Below are 20,247 nucleotides of genomic sequence, written 5' to 3' on the forward strand. Positions count from 1 at the left end.
CCGAGAACTCGGCACCCGCGAGAACCCTCAGCACCCCCACCCAAGAAGGGTCACGGCAGACACGATGGCACCGAAGACGAAGGCGGCCGGAGACGGCAGCGGCCTGGTGGAGATGTCCTGGGATCCGATCACCCGGATCGTGGGCAGCCTCGGCATCCACACGAAGATCGACTTCAAGCAGAAGCGCGTGGCGGAGTGCTACAGCACCTCGTCGGTCTTCCGCGGTTACAGCGTCTTCATGCGCGGCAAGGACCCCCGCGACGCGCACTTCATCACCAGCCGCATCTGCGGGATCTGCGGCGACAACCACGCCACGTGTTCCGTGTACGCGCAGAACATGGCCTACGGGGTGAAGCCGCCCCACCTCGCCGAGTGGATCATCAACCTCGGCGAGGCCGCGGAGTACATGTTCGACCACAACATCTTCCAGGAGAACCTGGTCGGGGTCGACTACTGCGAGAAGATGGTCCGCGAGACCAACCCCGGCGTGCTGGAGCTGGCCGAGCGCACGCCCGCCCCGCACGCCGGGGAACACGGCTTCAAGACCATCGCCGACATCATGCGCTCCCTCAACCCCCTCGAAGGCGAGTTCTACCGCGAGGCCCTCCAGGTCAGCCGGTACACGCGCGAGATGTTCTGCCTGATGGAGGGGCGCCACGTGCACCCCTCCACCCTCTACCCGGGCGGCGTCGGCACCATCGCCTCCGTCCAGCTCTTCACGGACTACATGAGCCGCCTCATGCGGTACTGCGAGTTCATGAAGCGCGTCGTCCCGCTCCACGACGACCTGTTCGACTTCTTCTACGAGGCCCTCCCCGGCTATGAGGAAGTCGGCCGCCGGCGCGTGCTGTTGGGCTGCTGGGGCGCGCTCAACGACCCCGAGCACTGCGACTTCACGTACGCCAACATGACCGACTGGGGACGGAAGATGTTCGTCACCCCGGGCGTCGTCGTGGACGGCAAACTGGTCACCAACGACCTCACCGAGATCAACCTCGGCATCCGGATCCTGCTCGGCAGCTCGTACTACGACGACTGGCAGGGCCAGGAGAAGTTCGTCACCCACGACCCGCTCGGCAACCCGGTCGACGCCCGCCACCCCTGGAACCAGCACACCATTCCCGCGCCGCAGAAGCGCGACTTCGACGACAAGTACAGCTGGGTGATGTCCCCCCGCTGGTTCGACGGCAAGGACCACCTCCCCCTCGACACCGGCGGCGGCCCCCTCGCCCGCCTGTGGTCCACGGCCCTGTCCGGTCTGGTGAACACCGACTACGTCCAGGCCACCGGCCACAGCGTGGTCATCACCCTGCCGCGCACGATGACCAAGCCCGAGACCCGCTTCGAGTGGAAGATCCCGAAGTGGAGCAACGCGCTGGAGCGCAACCGCGCCCGCACGTACTTCCAGGCGTACGCCGCGGCCATCGCGCTGCACTGCGCCGAGAAGGGCCTCGCCGAGGTCCGCGCCGGACGCACCCAGACCTGGGAGAAGTTCGAGGTCCCCGACGAGGGCCTGGGCGTCGGCTTCACCGAGGCCGTGCGCGGCGTCCTCTCGCACCACATGGTGATCCGCGACGGCAAGATCGCCAACTACCACCCCTACCCGCCGACCCCGTGGAACGCCAGCACCCGCGACACCTACGGCACTCCAGGACCGTACGAGGACGCCGTGCAGAACACGCCCATCTTCGAGGAGAACACCCCGGAGAACTTCAAGGGCATCGACATCATGCGCGCCGTGCGCAGCTTCGACCCCTGTCTGCCGTGCGGCGTCCACATGTACGTCGGCGGCGGCAAGACGATCAAGCAGATGCACGTCCCCACCGGCCTGAGCGGACTGGGCGGATGAGCGCCCCCACCGACGCCCGCCGGGCGGGCCTGCGGGTCGAGGAGGTCCTCGACCGGCTCGCGGCCACCGGCGACCGCGAGGCGTGCGCGGCGGCCGAGGAACTGGTGCGCGTGCTCATGGACCTCTACGGCGCCGGGCTGGCGAGCATCACCACCCGCCTCGACGACGAGGCCCTCGCCGCACTCCTCGACGACGAGCTCGTCTCCGGACTGCTGGCCCTGCACGACCTGCACCCCGAGGACGCGCACACCCGGATCGCCCGCGCCCTCGCGGCCGTACGGGAACCGGTGGAACTGGTCGGCTTCGACGAGGGCACGGGCGTGCTGCGCCTGCGCTCCGCCCCGAGTTCCGGCTGCGGCTGCGGAGGCGGCGACGACGGCGGTCGACAGGCCGTCGAGGACGCGCTGGCCTCCTTCGCACCCGAGGTGACCGAGGTCCGGATCGAGGCGGCCGCGCCGCAGCAGCCGCTGCTCCAGATCGGCGTCCGCCCGAACACCAGCCCGGCGCGGGTCTCGTGAGCGCGTCACAGGGCTGGGCACCACCCGCCGCACGGACCGGCGGACCGCGCGGCCTGCGCCGGTTCGCCGGGCCGCGCGCCCCCCGCCCCGAGACCTGTGAACTGTGCGGGATCGCGGTCGCCGAGGACGGCCACCGCCACCTGGTCGAGATCGAGAAGCGCGCCCTGGTGTGCGCCTGCACGGCCTGCTCCCTGCTGTTCGACCGGCCCGGCGCGGCGACCGGACGCTACCGCGCCGTCCCGAACCGGTACCTCACCGACCCCGACCACCCGCTCGAAGACGGGGTGTGGGAACAGCTCCAGATCCCGGTCAGCGTCGCGTTCTTCTTCCGCAACGCCGCACTCGACCGCCTCGTCGCGCTGTACCCCAGCCCCGCCGGCGCCACCGAGAGCGAACTCGACCCCGCCACCTGGCAGACCGCACTCGGCGGCAACCCCCTGTCCGCACTGCTCGAACCGGACGTCGAGGCGCTCCTGCTGCGGCGCGCCGAGGGCCGGACCGACTGCTACCTGGTGCCCATCGACATCTGCTACGAACTCGTCGGCCGAATGCGCCTGTTGTGGCAGGGCTTCGACGGCGGGTCCGAGGCGCGCGCCGCCCTGGCGGCCTTCTTCGAACAGGTCGAGCGCCGCGCCAAGACCCCGGCGAAGGAGGCGCGGCCGTGACGGAGTTCGGCTTCACCTGCACCGGCGTACGGGCCGACCCGTACGCCGCCGGCCCCACCCTCGTCTTCCGGCTGGCCATCACCGCCACCGAACAGACCCGGATCCACGCCCTCGCCCTGCGCTGCCAGATCCGCATCGAACCGGCCCGACGCGGCTACGGACCGACCGAGGCCGAGGGCCTCGCCGACCTGTTCGGGGAACGCTCCCGGTGGGGCAACACCCTCCTGCCCGTCCAGTTCGCGCAGGTCACCCTCATGGTGCCCAGTTTCACCGGGTCCACCGAGATCGACCTGGTCGTGCCCTGCACCTACGACATGGACATCGCGGCGAGCCGCTACCTCGGCGCCCTGGAGGACGGCGAGGCACCCCTGCTCATGCTGTTCTCCGGCACCGCGTTCACCGGCGCCGGCGGCTTCCACGTAGAGCCCGTCCCCTGGGACCGCGAAGCCTCCTACCGCATGCCGGTCGCGGTCTGGCAGGAGATGATCGAGCAGCACTTCCCCGGCTGCGGATGGCTCAGACTGCCCCGCGACACCATGGACGAACTGCTCGCCTACCGCTCCCGACACGCCCTGGCGTCCTGGGAGGCCACCGTACGGGCCCTCCTGGACGCGGCGGCGGTTTCGGCCGTCGTCCCGGACGCGAAACCCTCACCGCAGGAACGCTTCCGGGCGGGCGCCCAGCCGTCCCGCCCCGCGGAGAGGACGGCCGCGCCGTGACGACGACCACCGGAACGACCGTCACCACCACGACGGCCGGCGCGGCGGGAACGACCGCCCTCGAAGCCCGCTTCGCGAGCGCCCGGCAGGTGGCCGACGCCGTGCTCTTCGAGGGGTACGTGCTCTACCCCTACCGGGCATCGGCGGCCAAGAACCGCTTGCGGTGGCAGTTCGGCGTCCTCGTGCCGCCCGCCTGGGCTCCCGCGCACGAGGAGCACTGCCTCCAACAGACCGAGATCCTGATGGAGCCGAAGGGGAACGCGAAGCTCGCCGTCGAACTCCGCTTCCTGCACGCCCAACGGCGGACCGTCCAACAGGCCCGACCTGACGGATCGTTCACCGACGTCACGGAGCTGCACCTCGACGACCGGGTCCTCGTCCCCTGGGACGAGGGGACCGAGGAACGCGTCGAGATGACCGTGGACGTGGCCGACCTCGCCGGGGAGGGCGTACGCGTCCCGGTCACCCGGCCCGCACGCGAGGAGACCGAGGACATCCACGACGCGGACGGCCGGACCCTCGGCCGGCTGCTGCGTCGCACCGAGAACATCGACGCCGTCGTACGACTGCGGGCGAGCGAACTCGACTGCGCCTACCGCGCCTGGAAGCTGACCGCGGTGGTGGAGAACACCAGCGCGTGGACACCGGACGAGAGCGGCGCCGACCGCGACGCCGCGCTGCCCCGCTCACTGGTCGCCGCGCACCTCCTGCTCGGCCTCGACAAGGGCTCCTTCCTGTCGATGACCGACCCGCCCGAATGGGCCAAGGGCGCCGTCGCCGCCTGCGTCAACCGACAGACCTGGCCCGTGCTCGCCGGCGAGCACGGCCGCGCCGACGTGGTGCTCTCCTCCCCGATCATCCTGGAGGACCACCCCGGCATCGCCCCCGAGAGCATCGGCGCCATGTACGACGCCACCGAGATCGACGAGATCCTCGCGCTGCGCACCGCCGCCCTGACCGACCAGGAGAAGCGCGAGGCACGCGGCACCGACCCGAGGGCCGCCGCCGTGATCGACCTCGCCGAATCCATGCCGCCCGAGGTCCTCGAACGGTTGCACGGCGCGGTCCGCGGCCTGCGGGAGATCACCGACCCCGACATCCCGGTGGACACCCCGACCGGCCTCGAACCCTTCGACAGCCAGGCCGTGTTCCGCCCCGACACCCCCTGGTGGGACCCCGCCCACGCGGACCCCGTCGACCACGCCCGGGAGCCCGTCCTCGTGGACGGCGTCCCGGTGGACGTCGGCAGCCGCGTGCTGCTGCGGCCGGGCCTGCGGCGCACCGACGCGCAGGACGTGTTCCTCCACGGCCGCTCCGCCCGCGTCGAGGCCGTGCTGCACGACGTGGACGGGGGAGTGCACCTCGCCGTCACGGTGGAGGGCGATCCCGGCGCCGACATCAGGCGCGAGCAGGGCCGCTTCCTCTACTTCCAACCCGACGAGGTGACCGCCCTGGACGAGACGGGGCCCTCGGACGACGTGATCCCCCTGGAGGACACGTGACCGGCAGGACCCTGATCGCGGGGATCGGAAACGTCTTCCTCGGCGACGACGGATTCGGTGTCGAGGTGGTGCGCGCCCTGTCCGCGCACCACCTGCCGGACCACGTGGAGGTGGTGGACTTCGGTGTGCGCGGAGTCCACCTCGCCTACCAACTGCTCGACGGCTACGACACCCTCGTGCTGGTGGACGCCACCGCGCGCGGCGGCGAGCCCGGCACGCTGTACCTCATCGAGGTCGACGAGTGCGCCGGCGCCCCGATCGGCGGCGCCGTGCTCGACGGCCACCACATGTCCCCCGACGCGGTCCTCGCGCTGCTGGGCACCCTCTGCGCGGGCACGGGTGGCGCCCCGCCCCGACGCACGCTGGTGCTCGGCTGCGAACCCGCCTCCGTGGAGGAACGCATGGGCCTCAGCGGCCCCGTGGCCGCCGCGGTCCCGGAGGCCGTGCGGACGCTCGTGGGACTGGCTCGGGAAGACCTGGTGACAACGGAGGAGAGAACCCCATGAAGAAGGAAGTCCTCTGCGGCGTGGCCCTCGCCGCCCTGTTCACGGTGGCCGTACTGGTCGCCCCCGACATCAAGCGCTACCTGCGCATGCGCAGAATGTGACGCCTCCCGCACCCCCTCGCACGCCCCGGCGCCCGAATGGCGTACGGGGCGTGCGACGCGTCGGCGTGCCCGCCCGTGCCATCCCCCGCCTGCCGGTCTAATGAGCCCCGGCAGGACGGAGCCCCGATGCACGAGATGTCGATCGCCATGGCCGTGGTGAGCCAGGTGGAAGAAGCGGCCCAGGCAGGCGGGGCGCGCGTGGTGACCTCGGTCCGACTCGAAGTCGGCGAGCTCGCCGGAGTGGTCCCCGACGCACTCGCCTTCTGTTTCGAACTGGCCTGCGCCGGAACGGTTCTGGAGGGCGCCGCACTCGTCACCGAGCCGGTGGCGGCCCGCGCGCGCTGCCACTCCTGTACGGACGACTGGGCGGTCGGCATGCCGCCCGAACTCTGTTGCCCCGGATGCGGCAAGGCCACCGACGTCGAACTCACCGCCGGCCGTGAGCTGCGGATCCTCTCCGTGAACTGGGAGGACTGCCCCGCCCCCACGCGCCACCGCCAACCGATCCCCGAGGAGCGCTGAACATGTGCCGAGTCGTCGACCTCAAGCAGGCGGTGCTGGCCAAGAACGACGAAGCCGCCCGGACCCTGCGCGCCGAACTCGCCGCCCGCGGCACCACGGTCGTCAACCTGCTCTCCAGCCCGGGCAGCGGCAAGACGGCGTTGCTGGAACGCGAGCTGCTGCTCGCCCGTGAGCGGGGAGTGGCCGTCGCCGCCCTCACCGCCGACCTCGCCACCGAGAACGACGCGGTGCGGCTGGCCCGTTCCGGCGTACCCGTCAAGCAGGTGCTCACCGACGGGCTGTGCCACCTGGAGGCCGGGATGCTGAGCCGGCACCTGGACGGCTGGATGCCCGACGACACCCGGCTGCTCTTCGTGGAGAACGTCGGCAATCTGGTCTGCCCGGCCTCCTACGACCTCGGGGAGTCCCTGCGGGTCGTCCTCGCCTCCGTGACCGAGGGCGAGGACAAGCCGCTCAAGTACCCCACCGCCTTCGGGCTCGCCCACCTGGTGATCGTCACCAAGACCGACATCGCCAAGGCCGTCGAGTTCGACGAGGACGCCTTCCGCGCCCACGTACAGCAGGTCAACCCGGGCGTCGAGGTGGTCCTCACGTCCGCCCGCGCGGACGAGGGCGTCGGCCTCCTGCTCGACCGGGCGCTGGCCGTCGGGGCGGGCGCCGCGGTCCACGCGCCGGTCATGGCGGGACGGGACGGCGGACACCTCGACCACCACCACGGGGCGCACGACCACGATCACGACCACGGGGCCGATCACAGCCACGACCACGACCACGACCACGACCACGATCACGGTCACGTGCATCCGCGTCGGCACGCCGGCGCGTCAGCGACGCAGACCCGCTGATGGAGGCGGTGCAAAGGCGCCGGGTCGTCGTCCGGGGCGTGGTCCAGGGCGTCGGATTCCGCCCGTACGTCTACACCCGGGCCATCGCGCTCGGACTGGCCGGGCACGTCACCAACACCCCGGAAGGTGTCGTCGCCGAGGTCGAGGGCGCCTCGGCGGCGGTCTCGGAGTTCTGTGAGCGGCTCGCCGCCTGCGCCCCGCCGTTGGCCGTCGTGGACGCCGTCGACCACTGCGAGGTACCCCTCGCGGGCGGCACCGGCTTCACCATCGTCGCCTCCAGGGGCGGCGGTCCCGCCCGCACGCTGGTCTCGCCCGACGTGGCGACCTGCGCGGACTGCCTCGCGGAGCTGGCCGATCCGGCCGACCGACGACACCGCCACCCCTTCATCACCTGCACGCACTGCGGGCCCCGGTTCACGATCGTCACCGGCCTGCCGTACGACCGGGCCCACACCACGATGGCCCGCTTCCCGATGTGCCCGGACTGCGCCCGGGAGTACACCGACCCCGCCGACCGTCGCTTCCACGCCCAGCCGGTCGCCTGCCCGGCCTGCGGCCCCCGGTTGCGACTCCTCGTCGGCACACCGCCCCGGGAACCGGCCGCCGGCGAAGCGGAGGCCGGGGACCCGGTGGCCGCGGCGCGCCGGCTCCTGGCGGGCGGGGCGATCCTCGCGGTCAAGGGACTGGGCGGGTACCACCTCGCCTGCGACGCGGCGCAGCCCGCGGCGGTGGCCGAACTGCGCCGCCGCAAGGGCCGGGGCGACAAGCCCTTCGCGCTGATGGCCCGCGACCTCGACGACGTCGCACCCCATGTCCACATCGACCCGCGGGAGCGGAGCCTGCTCACCGGCGCCGTACGCCCGATCGTGCTGCTGCGCCGTCGCCCCGCCGCCGTCGAACTCGTCGGGGTCGCCCCCGGCAACCCGGACCTCGGCGTGATGCTCCCCTACACACCGCTGCACCACCTGCTGCTCGGACTGCCCGGTGACCCTCCCGGTCCCCGGCTGCTCGTCATGACCAGCGGCAACCTGGCCGGCGAGCCGATCGTGACCGACGACGCCGAGGCCCTGGAGCGGCTCGGCCGGTTGGCCGACGCCTGGCTCACCCACGACCGTCCCATCCACGTGCCCTGCGACGACTCGGTGGTCCGGGTCCTGGACGGGGAGCCGCTGATCGTACGGCGCTCGCGCGGCCACGCACCCCTGCCCCTGGACCTCCCGCTCCCGGTACCCGCGACGCTGGCCGTCGGGGGAGACCTGAAGAACACCTTCTGCCTCGGCGAGGGCCGGCGGGCCTGGCTGTCAGCCCACATCGGCGACATGGACGACCTCGCCACCCAGGACGCCTTCGCCGGCGCGGTGCGCCAACTGGAGGGCATCACCGGCGTCGCCCCCACCCTGCTCGCGTCCGACCGGCACCCCGGCTACCGCTCGGCGCACTGGGCCGCCCGCAACGCCGCGGACCGACCCGTGATCCGCGTCCAGCACCACCACGCGCACGTCGCCGCCGCCATGGCCGAGCACGGGCTGGGCGCGGACCGCCGGGTGATCGGCGTCGCTTTCGACGGCACGGGCCACGGCGACGACGGGGCCGTGTGGGGTGGGGAGTTCCTCCTCGCCGACTACGCCGGTCACACCCGGTTCGCGCACCTCGCGTACGTCCCGCTGCCCGGCGGGGACGCCGCCGTACGGCGCCCCTACCGCATGGCGCTGTCCCACCTGAGGGCGGCGGGCCTCGACCGGACACCGGACCTGCCGTGCGTCGCGGCCTGCCCGCCGGATGAACTACACGTCCTGGAAGCCCAGTTGAGGACCAACCTCAACTGCCTGCCGACCTCATCCATGGGTCGGCTCTTCGACGCCGTCTCCTCACTGGCCGGCATCTGCCACCACGCGGGCTACGAGGCCCAGGCGGCGATCGAACTGGAGGCCGCGGCGCGCACGGCCCAGGGCGCCGGCGGCGCGGACGAGGGGTACGCCTTCGCCCTGCGGCCCGCCGTGCCCGGGACCGGCGCCGTTCCCGACGCCTGCGTCCACCCCGATCCCGCCGCTCACCCCGATCCCCCGATGACCGTCGACCCGGCCCCCGTGCTCGCGGCCGTGGTGGCCGACCTGCGCGCGGGTACCCCCGCGTCGCTGATCGGCGCGCGCTTCCACCGCGCCGTCACGGACCTGGTGGCCGAGGTCTGCGTCGCCGCCCGGGAGCGGCACGGCCTGGACACCGTCGCCCTCACCGGCGGGGTGTTCGCCAACACCCTCCTCTCCTCGGCCTGCGCCGAGGCCCTGAGGGGGCACGGCTTCACGGTACTGCGCCACCACCGAGTGCCCCCGAACGACGGGGGACTGGCCCTCGGGCAACTCATGGTGGCGGCGGCCCGCACCACCGAACACCCACAGCGAGGAGAAGCCCATGTGCCTGGCGGTACCCGGCAGAGTGGTTGAGATCGCGGAGGAGAACGGCACCCGCATGGCCACCGTCGACTTCGGCGGAGTGGTCAAGGAAGTGTGCCTGGAGTACCTGCCGGACCTCCAGGTGGGCGAGTACGCCATCGTCCACGTCGGCTTCGCGCTCCAGCGCCTGGACGAGGAGTCGGCCAAGCAGACCCTGGAACTCTTCGCTCAACTCGGCATGCTGCAAGAGGAGTTCGGCGACCCCTGGGAGCAGGCGGCGGAGGCGGGCGGAGCGCCCTGGCCGTTCGAGGACGACGAATCGGACACCGTCGCCGACCCGGCGGTCGTGGGACCTGTCGACGGCGGGCACGTATCGCGGGAGGCGCGGCAGTGAAGTACATCGAGGAGTTCCAGGACCCCGAGCTCGCCCGCCGGCTCCTGGACGACATCCACGCCACCGTCACCCGCCCCTGGGCGCTGATGGAGGTGTGCGGGGGGCAGACCCACACCATCATCCGACACGGGATCGACCAACTCCTCCCCGATCAGGTCGAGTTGATCCATGGACCCGGCTGTCCGGTGTGCGTCACCCCGCTGGAGGTCATCGACAAGGCCCTGGAGATCGCCTCCCGGCCCGACGTGATCTTCTGCTCGTTCGGGGACATGCTCCGCGTCCCCGGGACCGGCCGCGATCTCTTCCAGGTCCGCAGCGAGGGCGGCGACGTACGTGTCGTCTACTCCCCGCTCGACGCACTGAAGATCGCCCGGCAGAACCCGGGCAAGGAAGTCGTCTTCTTCGGGATCGGCTTCGAGACCACCGCCCCGCCCAACGCCATGACGGTCCACCAGGCCCGGAAGCTCGGCATCCGCAACTTCAGCCTGCTCGTCTCCCACGTGCGCGTCCCCCCGGCCATCGAGGCGATCATGCAGTCGCCGAGCTGCCGCGTCCAGGGCTTCCTGGCAGCCGGGCACGTGTGCAGCGTCATGGGCATGGGGGAGTACCCGGGGCTGGCCGCCCGGCACCGGGTCCCGATCGTGGTCACGGGCTTCGAGCCGCTGGACATCCTCGAAGGCGTACGGCATGCCGTGCGCCAGCTCGAACGCGGCGAGCACACCGTGGACAACGCCTACGCGCGCGCGGTCCGCCCCGAGGGCAACCCGGCGGCCATCGCCATGCTGGAAGACGTCTTCGAGGTCACCGACCGCGCCTGGCGCGGCATCGGCGTCATCCCCGACAGCGGCTGGCGGCTCTCCGAGCGCTACCGGGAGCACGACGCCGAACACCGCTTCTCCGTCACCGACATCACCACCCGCGAGCCCGCGGAGTGCCGCAGCGGCGAGGTCCTGCAAGGCCTCATCAAGCCGAACCAGTGCGAGGCCTTCGGCACCACCTGTACGCCGCGCAACCCCCTCGGCGCCACCATGGTGTCCAGCGAGGGCGCCTGCGCCGCCTACTACCTCTACCGCAGGCTCGACCTCACCCCGGTCCGCGCCACCGACCCCATCGCACGGACCGCACCGCTGGAGGCGAGCCCCGTTGTCTGAGACCACCACCCTCGACGTCACCGGCTGGACCTGCCCGGCCCCCCTGCGGGACCGCCCCCGCGTCGTGATGGGCCACGGAGGCGGCGGCGCGCTCTCCGCCGAACTGGTGCAACACCTCTTCGCCCCGGCGTTCGGCGGCGAGGTGCTGGCCCAGATGGGCGACGCCGCCGCGGTCACCCTCGGCGGCGCCCGACTGGCCTTCTCCACCGACTCGTACGTGGTCCGGCCGCTGTTCTTCCCCGGCGGCGACATCGGCGACCTCGCTGTCAACGGCACCGTCAACGACCTGGCGATGGCCGGCGCCCGCGCCGCGTACCTGTCCTGCGGGTTCATCCTCGAAGAAGGCGTCGAGATGTCCGTGGTGGCCCGGGTGGCGCGGTCCATGGGCGCTGCCGCCCGCGCCGCCGGCGTGGAGATCGCGACCGGGGACACCAAGGTCGTCGAGACGGGCCACGGCGACGGCATCTACGTGAACACGGCCGGCATCGGCCTCATCCCGGACGGGGTGGACCTGCGCGCACAGCGCGTCGTGCCCGGCGACGTGGTCATCGTCAGCGGTGAGATCGGACTGCACGGCGTGGCCATCATGAGCGTGCGCGAGGGCCTGGAATTCGGGGTGGACATCGAGAGCGACTGCGCGGCGCTCGGCGGCCTCGTCGAGGCCATGCTCGCGGTCACCTCCGACCTGCACGTGCTCCGCGACCCCACCCGGGGCGGGGTGGCGGCCGCCCTCAACGAGATCGCGGCCGCCTCCGGGACCGGTGTGGTCCTCCAGGAGGGCAAGGTCCCGATCCCGGACCCGGTCGCCAACGCCTGCGCGATCCTCGGCCTCGACCCCCTGTACGTGGCGAACGAGGGGAAGCTGGTGGCGTTCGTGCCGCGCGAGCACGCCGACGCGGTCCTCGACGCGATGCGCGCCCACCCGCTGGGACGCCGCGCCGCGGTGATCGGGGAGGCGGTGGAGTCCCACCCCGGTCTCGTCGTCGCCCGCACGGGCCTGGGCGGGACGCGCGTGGTGGACCTGCCGCTCGGGGAGCAGCTGCCGCGGATCTGCTGATCCCGGGGGCCGCCCGGTCCTGCGTCGCACCGGAAGAAGGGATGATGTTCGACATGACTTTCGAACATCCCGCCGAGAAGAACGAGGACGGCCGCGTCGGTCCGTTCGAGAAGCTGGCCGAGCTGGCCTCCAACTTCACGAGTTCGGCGGCCTTCTTCGTGGTGTGCGTGGCCCTGGTGGCCAACGTGGTGGTCGTCCACGCACTCCACCTGTCCACGAGCTGGCAGCACCTCGCGGGCGACGCCGTGGCCTCCGTCGCCCTGCTCCTGCTGGCCCTGCTGAAGAACTCCGAGCGGCGGGCCGAGCACGCCATCCAGCGCAAGCTGGACGCCATCGCCGCCGCGCTGCTGGAACAGCACTCGGGCAAGCCCGGCACGGCGCACGAGGAGCTGGAGAAGGCGATCGGCATCGAGGAGCGCCAGTAGGGCCGGTCGTCCGGCCCGGTCGAAGTCGACCACCTGAGAGCATCGACCATCACAGGCAGGCAGGCAGGAGCCTGAGCCGCTGCGAAGGCCGGCTCTCCGGCTCGGAGAGTGCTCAGTCGATGCAGAACTCGTTGCCCTCGATGTCCTGCATCGGGATGCACGCGTCAGTGCCGTCGTACAGCGTCCGCACGTGCACCGCGCCGAGCGGTTCCAACCGCGCGCGCTCGGCCTCGAGTGCGGCGAGGCGCTCCTCACCCACGAGTCCGGTGCCGACCCGCACATCGAGATGCAGCCGGTTCTTGGCGGCCTTCCCCTCGGGCACGCGCTGGAAGTACAACCGCGGGCCCACGCCCGAGGGATCGACGCAGGCGAACGACGCGTCCCGCTGCTCGGGTGGCCGCGAGCCCTTGAACTCGTCCCAGGTGGCGAACCCCTCCGGCGGCGGCGGTATGACGTACCCCAGGACCTCGCACCAGAAGCGGGCGAGGCGCTCCGGTTCCGCGCAGTCGAAAGTGACTTGGAACTTCTTGATCGCTGGCATCGGCGCACCGTAGCAGGCGGCGCTCGCAACCCCGAGATCGATTGCGGAGGACCCTCAGGCGTCGACGCCCGAGAGGGGATCCCCGCCCGCGGTGTCGTCGGGGGCCGCCGCCGCGGCCAGGGCGGCGTTGCGGCGGCCGACGACGACGGTCGCCGCGGCCGCGCTGAGCGCGAACGCCAGCGCCAGCACGGCGGGCCGGTCCAGCCGGTGCCGGGTGAAGTGGTCGACGGAGTAGCGGCCCGGCCCGGCGAGTCCCAGCCCGGCGGCCACGTAGCCGAGGAAGGCCGGGTACTCGAAGCCGCCGCCCTGGGCGAAGAACCCCGCCGGCGCGTGCACGGACACGGCGCCCGCCATCGCGCCCGCCGCGGCGGCGCCGGCCGCCGGGGTCGCGAGTCCGAGCGCCAGGAGGGCGCCGCCGCCCGCCTCGCCGAGTCCCGCCGCGAGCGCGCTCGGCCGGCCGGGGACGAAGCCCATGTGCTCCATCGCCTTCGCGGTGCCGTCGAGGCCGCCACCGCCGAACCAGCCGAAGAGCTTCTGCGTGCCGTGTGCCATCAGCACGCCGCCCGCCCCCAGTCGCAGGGCGAGCAGTCCGAGGTCCTTGCGCCGGTAGATGTCCATGAGGCCGAGGCCTTTCCGTGGGCGTGTGCGGGGTCGGTCGGTCCGGGTCCCAGCTTGACGGGGGCAGGGGGCCCGCGCACCCGATGCGTACGCCGGAAGAGGTCGAGCCCCGCACCTCACACGGGGGCGGGTGGACGCAGTGACTGCCGGACGGCCCAGGCAACCGACACCAGCGGCACCGCGACCACCGCGCCGACGACGCCCGCGGCGATGGCGCCGGCCACCACCGACAGGGCCACGACCACCGGATGCAGCCGCACCGCCCAACTCATCACGAGCGGATGCAGCAGATGGCCCTCGATCTGCCCGATGATCACGATCAGCACGACCACCAGGCACGCCACCAGCGGCCCCTTCGCGGCCAGGGCGACGACGGCGGCCACCGCGAGGGCGACCGGGGATCCGATCAGCGGGATGAACGCGGCGAAGAACTCCAACAACGCGAGCGGCACCGCCAGCGGCACCCCCAACGCGAACAGCGCGACGCCGACGAGGACGGCGTTCGTCCCGGCGACGAGCAGGATGCCGTGGGTGTAACCGGTGAACGTCCGCCACGCCGCCCGTCCGGCGGTCGTCACCCGGTCCTCGGCGGTCGGCGGGAGCTGGGTGCAGAACCAGGCCCACTGCCGATCGCCCGAGTGGATGAAGAAGACCGAGCAGAACAGCGCCAGGGCGATCACGGTGAAGATCTCCACGAGCCGGCCGGCGCCACTGACCGCGGTACTGAGCAGAGTCGACCGGTGGCTCGACAGGTAGGAGGTGATGCGCGCCTGCAAGTCGTCCAGGGCGTGGGGGTCCAGCCGCAGCGGCGGCTGCTCCAGCCAGCGCTGGATCCGGCCCAGGCCGTCCTTGAACTCCGCGAGCAGGTTGGTCCACTCGGAGGCGATCGTCTCGCCGACGAACGCGAACGCGCCGAGCAGCAGCAGGATGCTGCCGATCAGCGCGCAGGCGACGGCGAGCGGGCGGGGCATCCACCGGGCCAGGAGACCCGTCAGGGGCCGGAGCACGGCGGTCACCACGAGGCCGAGGAAGACGGCCACGCCGACCTCGTGGAACCGGCCCAGGACCACGAACACCGCGTACGCCACGGCCCCCACGGCCAACAGCCGCCAGGAGTACGCGGCGACCGTGCGCAGCAGCGGGGAGACGTGGGGGGTGCCCGCCGGCAGCGGAGGCCTCGGGCGTCGGGGGCGGGCGGTCGCGCGCGGGCGGGCGGGCCGGGGTGTCGACCGCTCCGCGGATCGCCTGGTCATGGCAGTGCCCCACCTCCGGAAGTGTTCCTCGACAGGTTCCACGGCACGCCGCGGCCCCCGCGGGCGCGACGGCACATTCGCCCGAACGAACCGCCGGATACCCCCGTTTCACCCGCCGGCGTTTGTCCGGGAGGGAGGTCGGGCAGACGGTGCGTCATGGCTGAGCTCACGGGTGGGAACCAGGGGACGATCACGACCAGCGTCCCCGCGCGACTGGACCGGCTGCCGTGGTCGCGGTGGCACTGGATGATCGTGATCGGGCTGGGGACCGTGTGGATCCTCGACGGCCTGGAAGTCACGATCGTCGGCAACATCGCCGGTCGGCTCTCCGAGGACGGCAGCGGCCTCAGCATCACGGACGCCCAGGTCACCGGTGTCGCGGCGGCCCTGTACGTGGCCGGGGCCTGCGCCGGTGCGCTGTTCTTCGGACGCCTCACCGACCTGTTCGGCCGCAAGAAGCTCTTCCTCATCACCCTCGGCGTCTACCTGGCGGCGACCGCGCTCACCGCCGTGTCCTTCTCGCCCTGGTGGTTCTTCGTCTTCCGCTTCCTCACCGGTTTCGGCATCGGCGGCGAGTACGCGGCCATCAACTCCGCGATCGACGAGCTGATCCCCAGCAAGTACCGCGGGCGCGTCGACCTCATCATCAACGGCAGCTTCTGGCTCGGCGCGGTCGCCGGCGCACTGCTGTCCGTCCTCGCGCTCGACACCGACATCTTCCCGGCCTGGCTCGGCTGGCGGCTCACGTTCGCGCTCGGCGTCGTCCTCGGCCTGGTGATCCTGCTCGTCCGCCGGCACGTGCCCGAAAGCCCCCGGTGGATGTTCATCCACGGCCAGGGCGAGGAGGCGGAGGAACTCGTCTCCGACGTCGAACGCCAGGTGGAGCGAGAGAAGGGCGCCCCACTCCCCGAACCGGGGGAGGCCATCACGATCGAGCAGCGCGGCAGCATCGGATTCGGCGAGATCGCCAGGACGGTCTTCCGGTCCTACCCGCGACGGGCCGTGCTCGGTCTCTCCCTCTTCGTCGGGCAGGCGTTCCTCTACAACGCGATCACCTTCGGCTTCGGCACCATCCTCGTCCGGTTCTTCGACGTCTCCAGCTCGGTCACCGGCTACTACTTCGCCGTCATCGCCTTCGGCAACTTCCTCGGACCGCTGTTCCTGGGGCGGTTCTTCGACACGATCGGCCGCCGGCCGATGATCGCCGGCACCTACGTCCTGTCCGGCCTGCTGCTCTTCGGTACCGCGTGGCTCTTCGGGGCCGGCATGCTCACGGCCTTCACGATGACCGCCTGCTGGTGTGTGGTGCTGTTCTTCGCCTCCGCCGGGGCGAGTTCGGCGTACCTGACGGTCAGCGAGATCTTCCCGATGGAGACGCGGGCGATGGCCATCGCCTTCTTCTACGCGGTGGGCACGGCCGCCGGCGGCATCTCGGGTCCGCTGGTCTTCGCGGACCTCACCTCCAGCGGAGTGGTCGCCGACGCCGTGCTCGCGTTCTGCATCGGGGCCTCCCTGATGGTGGCGGCGGGCCTGGTCGCGGTCTTCTTCGCGGTGGCGGCCGAGGGCAAGTCCCTCGAATCGATCGCCACGCCCCTCTCCGCGCGCGCCACCGGGGAGCGGGACGGAACCGACGGTGGGCCGCGGGCGACGGACCGTGCGGAGAGCCGCAGCCCACTCGGATGACGGCCGTCCCGGGCAGGACCTCACGCCCCGGGTCACGCCCCGGCGCACGGCCGGGCGTGACCCGGACGGCTGTGGACAAGTCCTTCGAACACGACAGGCCCCCGCCGTGCTCGTAGCGTCGTCGGCATCAGGGGGCCTGGTGCCCCGAAGGGCGAACTCTCCTGACGGGAGGGCATGCCGATGCCGGAAGACGCTTCCGTGTCCAGCCTGCTGCGCGTCCACCGAGGCTCCGCCGAACCCGAGGAACTGGCCGCGATAGCCGTCGTGGTCGCCTGCCTCGCCGGGCGCCTGTCCCGGGCGCCGAGCCGTCCCCGGGAGAACAGGCGCCACCGCCCGCATCCGCGCCCCGGAGGCCACGGATGCTGGGCGGGGTGCTGGGCCTGCCGGTGACCCCGGGCAGGCCACACGGACCTCAGTCCCGCCGGAGGACGGCCATCATGGCCGACAGGAGCGCTTCCTGAGGGTCGCTCACCGCGTCCTCGCAGCGCCAGGCCACGAACCCGTCCGGCCGCACGAGCACCGCGCCTGCGGCGCCGATCTCGTGGACCTCCGTCCAGTCGGCGTCGGCCGGCTGGATCAGGTCGGCGTCGGCCGAGGAGCCGATCGTGTACCCGGCCAGGCGCGCGGACAACTGCTCGGCCACCTGCGCCGCCGCCGACCGCCACGGGGTTCCCGCCGCGCTGAGCAGCACGAAGGACCGCTCGTACAGGTCGAGCAGCGAGATGCGCTCCCCGGCCCTGGTCACCCACATGTGCGGCGCCCTGGTGCCGACGTCACCCTTCAGGCGCAACGCCTCGGGGATGATCGGCCGGTCCGGGTCGCCGCCGACGACCGCGCCCTGCGGGTAGCAGTACCCCATGGCCGTGGTGAGGACCCCGCTGCCGGGGCCCCCACCCATGGTCGGCGGAGGGGTGTACCCCGGGTGGCTGTGCTCCGCGGAACGCGCCGAGGCGCGCAGGCTCGTGGCCCGGGCCACGGGCAGCCGCTCGGCCTCGTACGTGTCGAGCAGCTCCTGGCCGGCCGCCCCCTGGAGCACCGCCGCGATCTTCCAGGCGAGGTTGTGCGCGTCCTGGATACCGGTGTTCGAACCGAACGCCCCGGTCGGGGACATCTCGTGGGCCGCGTCGCCGACCAGGAAGGCCCGGCCCGACGAGTACCACTCCGCCACCCGTTCGGCCGCGTGCCAGGGCGCCCGGCCGCCGATCTCCACGTCCAGGTCGGGCATGCCGACCGCCGCGCGGATCTGCCGTGCGCAGCGCTCGTCCGTGAAGTCCTCCAGCGTCTCCCCGTTCTCGGGGTGCCAGGGGGCGTGGAAGACCCACTGGGTCTCGTTGTCGACCGGCAGCAGCGCCCCGTCCGCGCCCGGGCGCATCAGGTAGCAGACGATGAACCGGACGTCCCCGAGGACCTCGATGAGCTGCTCGGAACGGAACGTGATGCTCACGTTGTGGAACAGTTCACCGCTGCCCGTCTGAGGAATGCGCAGCGCCTCCCTGACGGGACTGCGCGGGCCGTCCGCGGCGATGAGGAAGTCGGCGCGCACGGTGAGGTGCTCGCCCGTCTCCCGGTCCTTCACCAGGGCGGTGACGCCTTCCTCGTCCTGGTCGAAACTCATCAGCTCGGTGGAGAACCGCACGTCCGCGCCTTGTGCGCGGCTCTGCTTGGCCAATTCCGGCTCGATGTTGTTCTGGCTGCACAGGCACCAGCCGGTGGGGCTGAGGCGGGCGAGCGCCTTGGACGGGTCCACGCCCTTGATCAGCCAGTTGAACTCGCCCCCGACCAGGGACTGGGCCTGCAGGATTCCGTGATTCTCCTCCAGAGCGGCCGCCGCGCTGCGGATCGCCGGCTCGGCCTGCGCCGTCCGGAAGAGCTCCATCGTGCGTGCGTTGATGCCACGGCCGCGCGGGTGAACGGACGTACCGGCGTGCTTCTCGACCACCATGTGCCTGACGCCGTGACGGCTCAGGAACAGGGAGGTGGACAGGCCCACGAGTGAGCCGCCCACCACAAGGACCGGTACACGGACGTCGACTTTGTCTTCGATCAACTGAGGGCTCCTGTTTCTGTGCGGGGCGGTGCACTTTCTTATGCCCCGATCAGCCGGCGGACCCGGGTGATTCGTCACTTCTCACCCGGACGATCCTGAGATCTGGCGTTCTGCCCACTGCTGGATGACGATGAGCGACAGCGGATCCACGCATATGCCCCCTTTCGTCCACCCTGGCAAAGGGGGAAACGGCCCGGACCGCTCCGACCGGCGCAGCGGACGCGGCGCACCCCGGGAACACGTCCCGGGCGACCACGTCCCGTGACCGAGACCCCTCACGAAGGAGTGAGCAGATGACAACCGCCCTGTCCGAGAGGGTGTCCCAATCGGCTTTCGACGGATCCATGCTCCGGGTCGTCCTGCTGATGGACCTGCACGAAGGCGTCCAGCAGCAGTTCTTCGACGCCTACGAGCAGCTCCGCCACGACATCGCCTCGGTTCCGGGGCACCTCGGCGACCAGCTGTGCCAGTCGTTCGAGAACCCCTCCCAATGGCTCATCACCAGTGAGTGGGAGAGCGCGCCCCAGTACCTCGCCTGGGTCAACAGCGAGCACCACGCCGAACAGGTCAAGCCGCTCGGCGCCTGCGCCCGGAGCATGCGACCGCTGAAGTTCACCGTGCTCCGGGAGACCGGCAAGCGCTACGACCGGCCCGAGCTGACGCCCTCCGTACGGCTCCAGCCCACGCCTCGTCTCGGTGCCGGGATCGTCCGCCACGCCCTGACGTTCACGGTCAAGCCGGGCAGCGAGAAGGCCGTCGCCGATCTGCTGTCCTCCTACGACTCCCCGGCGGCCGAGGTCGACGCGCACACCCGTCTGTGCCGCACCTCCCTCTTCATGCACGGCAACCGGGTGGTCCGGGCCGTCGAGGTCGAAGGCGACCTCACGGCGGCCCTGCGCCACGTGTCGGAGCAGCCGGAGGTCCGCGCCGTCGAACAGGCCATCAACCCGTACCTCGAACAGGACCGCGACCTGGCCGACCCCGAGTCCGCCCGCCTGTTCTTCATGAAGGCGGCGCTCCCGGCCGTCCACCACGTGGCCGACCACGGCGCCGACGACGCCCCCGTGACCCGGCACGCGCTGTTCTACCCGGCACGCGAGGGGCGCGGCGCGGAGCTCGCCGAGTTCCTGTCCCAGCAGGACGAGCGGGCAGCGGCGCGGCCCGACGGCCCGGTCCGCAGCAGCAGCATCTTCCAGCGCGACGACATCGTCGTGCGCCTCCTCGACGTGTCCCTCCCCGCGGGCGCCGACCTCGCCGCCGCCTTCGAGATCGAAGGACCGCGCGCCGAGGCCACCCTCGAACGGCTGCTCGCGGCGCCGTCCGGGGCCGGCGGCCCGGCAGCACCCCACCCCATGACCCCGGTCACCGACCGCCGGGCACCCGAACGGTCCTGAGGACCGCCCGGTATCCGCGGCCCGCCCGGGCCACAGCCACCACCCCGCCCCGCGCCCCTGTTGAGGC

21 protein-coding genes are annotated in these 20,247 nt (G+C 72.0%); 17 read left to right on the forward strand and 4 right to left on the reverse strand.

Annotated elements, in window-relative coordinates:
* Window positions 1-64: 64 nt before the first annotated feature.
* The 14 genes from OHA84_RS32995 (at window position 65) to OHA84_RS33060 (ending at window position 12,644) form a co-directional block, all read left to right on the forward strand.
* On the forward strand, window positions 65-1,849 hold the full coding sequence (locus OHA84_RS32995) for a nickel-dependent hydrogenase large subunit (RefSeq protein ID WP_266953004.1): 1,785 nt from the start codon (window positions 65-67) through the stop codon (window positions 1,847-1,849).
* Window positions 1,846-2,367, forward strand: coding sequence for a hypothetical protein (locus tag OHA84_RS33000; protein WP_266968293.1), 522 nt, complete (start codon window positions 1,846-1,848; stop codon window positions 2,365-2,367). Before OHA84_RS32995 ends, OHA84_RS33000 begins: the two co-directional genes overlap by 4 nt.
* Window positions 2,364-3,032, forward strand: a complete 669-nt coding sequence (locus OHA84_RS33005; RefSeq protein WP_266953008.1) for a DUF5947 family protein — start codon at window positions 2,364-2,366, stop codon at window positions 3,030-3,032. Before OHA84_RS33000 ends, OHA84_RS33005 begins: the two co-directional genes overlap by 4 nt.
* Window positions 3,029-3,751, forward strand: a complete 723-nt coding sequence (locus OHA84_RS33010; protein WP_266968291.1) for a DUF6084 family protein — start codon at window positions 3,029-3,031, stop codon at window positions 3,749-3,751. Before OHA84_RS33005 ends, OHA84_RS33010 begins: the two co-directional genes overlap by 4 nt.
* On the forward strand, window positions 3,748-5,253 hold the full coding sequence (locus OHA84_RS33015; RefSeq protein WP_266968289.1) for a hypothetical protein: 1,506 nt from the start codon (window positions 3,748-3,750) through the stop codon (window positions 5,251-5,253). Before OHA84_RS33010 ends, OHA84_RS33015 begins: the two co-directional genes overlap by 4 nt.
* Window positions 5,250-5,759, forward strand: a complete 510-nt coding sequence (locus OHA84_RS33020) for a hydrogenase maturation protease (protein ID WP_266953014.1) — start codon at window positions 5,250-5,252, stop codon at window positions 5,757-5,759. Before OHA84_RS33015 ends, OHA84_RS33020 begins: the two co-directional genes overlap by 4 nt.
* Window positions 5,756-5,860, forward strand: a complete 105-nt coding sequence (locus OHA84_RS33025) for a hypothetical protein (RefSeq protein ID WP_371591520.1) — start codon at window positions 5,756-5,758, stop codon at window positions 5,858-5,860. The genes OHA84_RS33020 and OHA84_RS33025 overlap by 4 nt, the downstream gene beginning before the upstream one ends.
* A 126-nt stretch (window positions 5,861-5,986) precedes the next feature.
* Entirely contained in the window at window positions 5,987-6,382 is a 396-nt protein-coding gene (hypA, locus tag OHA84_RS33030) for a hydrogenase maturation nickel metallochaperone HypA (RefSeq protein WP_266953016.1), read from the forward strand.
* Window positions 6,383-6,384: 2 nt separating this feature from the next.
* Window positions 6,385-7,227, forward strand: a complete 843-nt coding sequence (hypB, locus tag OHA84_RS33035; RefSeq protein WP_266968287.1) for a hydrogenase nickel incorporation protein HypB — start codon at window positions 6,385-6,387, stop codon at window positions 7,225-7,227.
* Window positions 7,227-9,668 carry a carbamoyltransferase HypF gene (hypF, locus tag OHA84_RS33040; protein ID WP_266968285.1) on the forward strand — a complete coding sequence of 814 codons (2,442 nt, stop codon included), beginning with the start codon at window positions 7,227-7,229 and terminating at the stop codon, window positions 9,666-9,668. The genes hypB and hypF overlap by 1 nt, the downstream gene beginning before the upstream one ends.
* The gene (locus OHA84_RS33045) at window positions 9,637-10,011 is read left to right on the forward strand and encodes a HypC/HybG/HupF family hydrogenase formation chaperone (protein ID WP_266953022.1); all 375 of its coding nucleotides are present in this window, start codon (window positions 9,637-9,639) and stop codon (window positions 10,009-10,011) included. Before hypF ends, OHA84_RS33045 begins: the two co-directional genes overlap by 32 nt.
* The gene (hypD, locus tag OHA84_RS33050) at window positions 10,008-11,162 is read left to right on the forward strand and encodes a hydrogenase formation protein HypD (RefSeq protein ID WP_266968283.1); all 1,155 of its coding nucleotides are present in this window, start codon (window positions 10,008-10,010) and stop codon (window positions 11,160-11,162) included. Before OHA84_RS33045 ends, hypD begins: the two co-directional genes overlap by 4 nt.
* Window positions 11,155-12,219 carry a hydrogenase expression/formation protein HypE gene (gene hypE, locus OHA84_RS33055; RefSeq protein WP_371591521.1) on the forward strand — a complete coding sequence of 355 codons (1,065 nt, stop codon included), beginning with the start codon at window positions 11,155-11,157 and terminating at the stop codon, window positions 12,217-12,219. The genes hypD and hypE overlap by 8 nt, the downstream gene beginning before the upstream one ends.
* A 53-nt stretch (window positions 12,220-12,272) precedes the next feature.
* Window positions 12,273-12,644, forward strand: a complete 372-nt coding sequence (locus OHA84_RS33060) for a low affinity iron permease family protein (protein WP_266953026.1) — start codon at window positions 12,273-12,275, stop codon at window positions 12,642-12,644.
* A gap of 112 nt (window positions 12,645-12,756) precedes the next feature.
* Here the strand turns inward: OHA84_RS33060 and OHA84_RS33065 are convergent, their stop codons facing one another.
* The 3 genes from OHA84_RS33065 to OHA84_RS33075 form a co-directional block, all read right to left on the reverse strand.
* Window positions 12,757-13,185, reverse strand: coding sequence for a VOC family protein (locus OHA84_RS33065; RefSeq protein WP_266968281.1), 429 nt, complete (start codon window positions 13,183-13,185; stop codon window positions 12,757-12,759).
* A 54-nt stretch (window positions 13,186-13,239) separates the two neighbouring features.
* Complete coding sequence (locus tag OHA84_RS33070; RefSeq protein WP_266953030.1) at window positions 13,240-13,803, reverse strand: DoxX family protein; 564 nt, start codon at window positions 13,801-13,803, stop codon at window positions 13,240-13,242.
* 116 nt (window positions 13,804-13,919) lie between these two features.
* A complete protein-coding gene (locus OHA84_RS33075; protein WP_266968280.1) occupies window positions 13,920-15,056 on the reverse strand; it encodes an AI-2E family transporter in 1,137 nt (378 codons plus the stop codon).
* A 156-nt stretch (window positions 15,057-15,212) separates the two neighbouring features.
* Here OHA84_RS33075 and OHA84_RS33080 point away from each other — a divergent pair, with 156 nt between their 5' ends.
* Both OHA84_RS33080 and OHA84_RS33085 read left to right on the forward strand, forming a co-directional pair.
* Window positions 15,213-16,739, forward strand: a complete 1,527-nt coding sequence (locus tag OHA84_RS33080) for an MFS transporter (protein WP_266953034.1) — start codon at window positions 15,213-15,215, stop codon at window positions 16,737-16,739.
* A gap of 180 nt (window positions 16,740-16,919) precedes the next feature.
* Window positions 16,920-17,129: an acyl-CoA carboxylase subunit epsilon gene (locus tag OHA84_RS33085; RefSeq protein ID WP_266953036.1), complete on the forward strand. Its 210-nt coding sequence runs from the start codon at window positions 16,920-16,922 to the stop codon at window positions 17,127-17,129.
* Window positions 17,130-17,151: 22 nt separating this feature from the next.
* Here OHA84_RS33085 and OHA84_RS33090 read toward each other — a convergent pair whose 3' ends face one another.
* On the reverse strand, window positions 17,152-18,783 hold the full coding sequence (locus tag OHA84_RS33090) for an FAD-dependent monooxygenase (RefSeq protein WP_266953066.1): 1,632 nt from the start codon (window positions 18,781-18,783) through the stop codon (window positions 17,152-17,154).
* A gap of 296 nt (window positions 18,784-19,079) precedes the next feature.
* On the opposite strand from OHA84_RS33090, the gene OHA84_RS33095 reads away from it, so the two are divergent.
* Window positions 19,080-20,180: a SchA/CurD-like domain-containing protein gene (locus OHA84_RS33095; protein ID WP_266953038.1), complete on the forward strand. Its 1,101-nt coding sequence runs from the start codon at window positions 19,080-19,082 to the stop codon at window positions 20,178-20,180.
* Window positions 20,181-20,247: the final 67 nt, after the last annotated feature.

Origin of the sequence: Streptomyces sp. NBC_00513 (genome assembly GCF_041431415.1) — a bacterium.
In the GTDB taxonomy this organism is placed as follows: Bacteria; Actinomycetota; Actinomycetes; order Streptomycetales; family Streptomycetaceae; genus Streptomyces.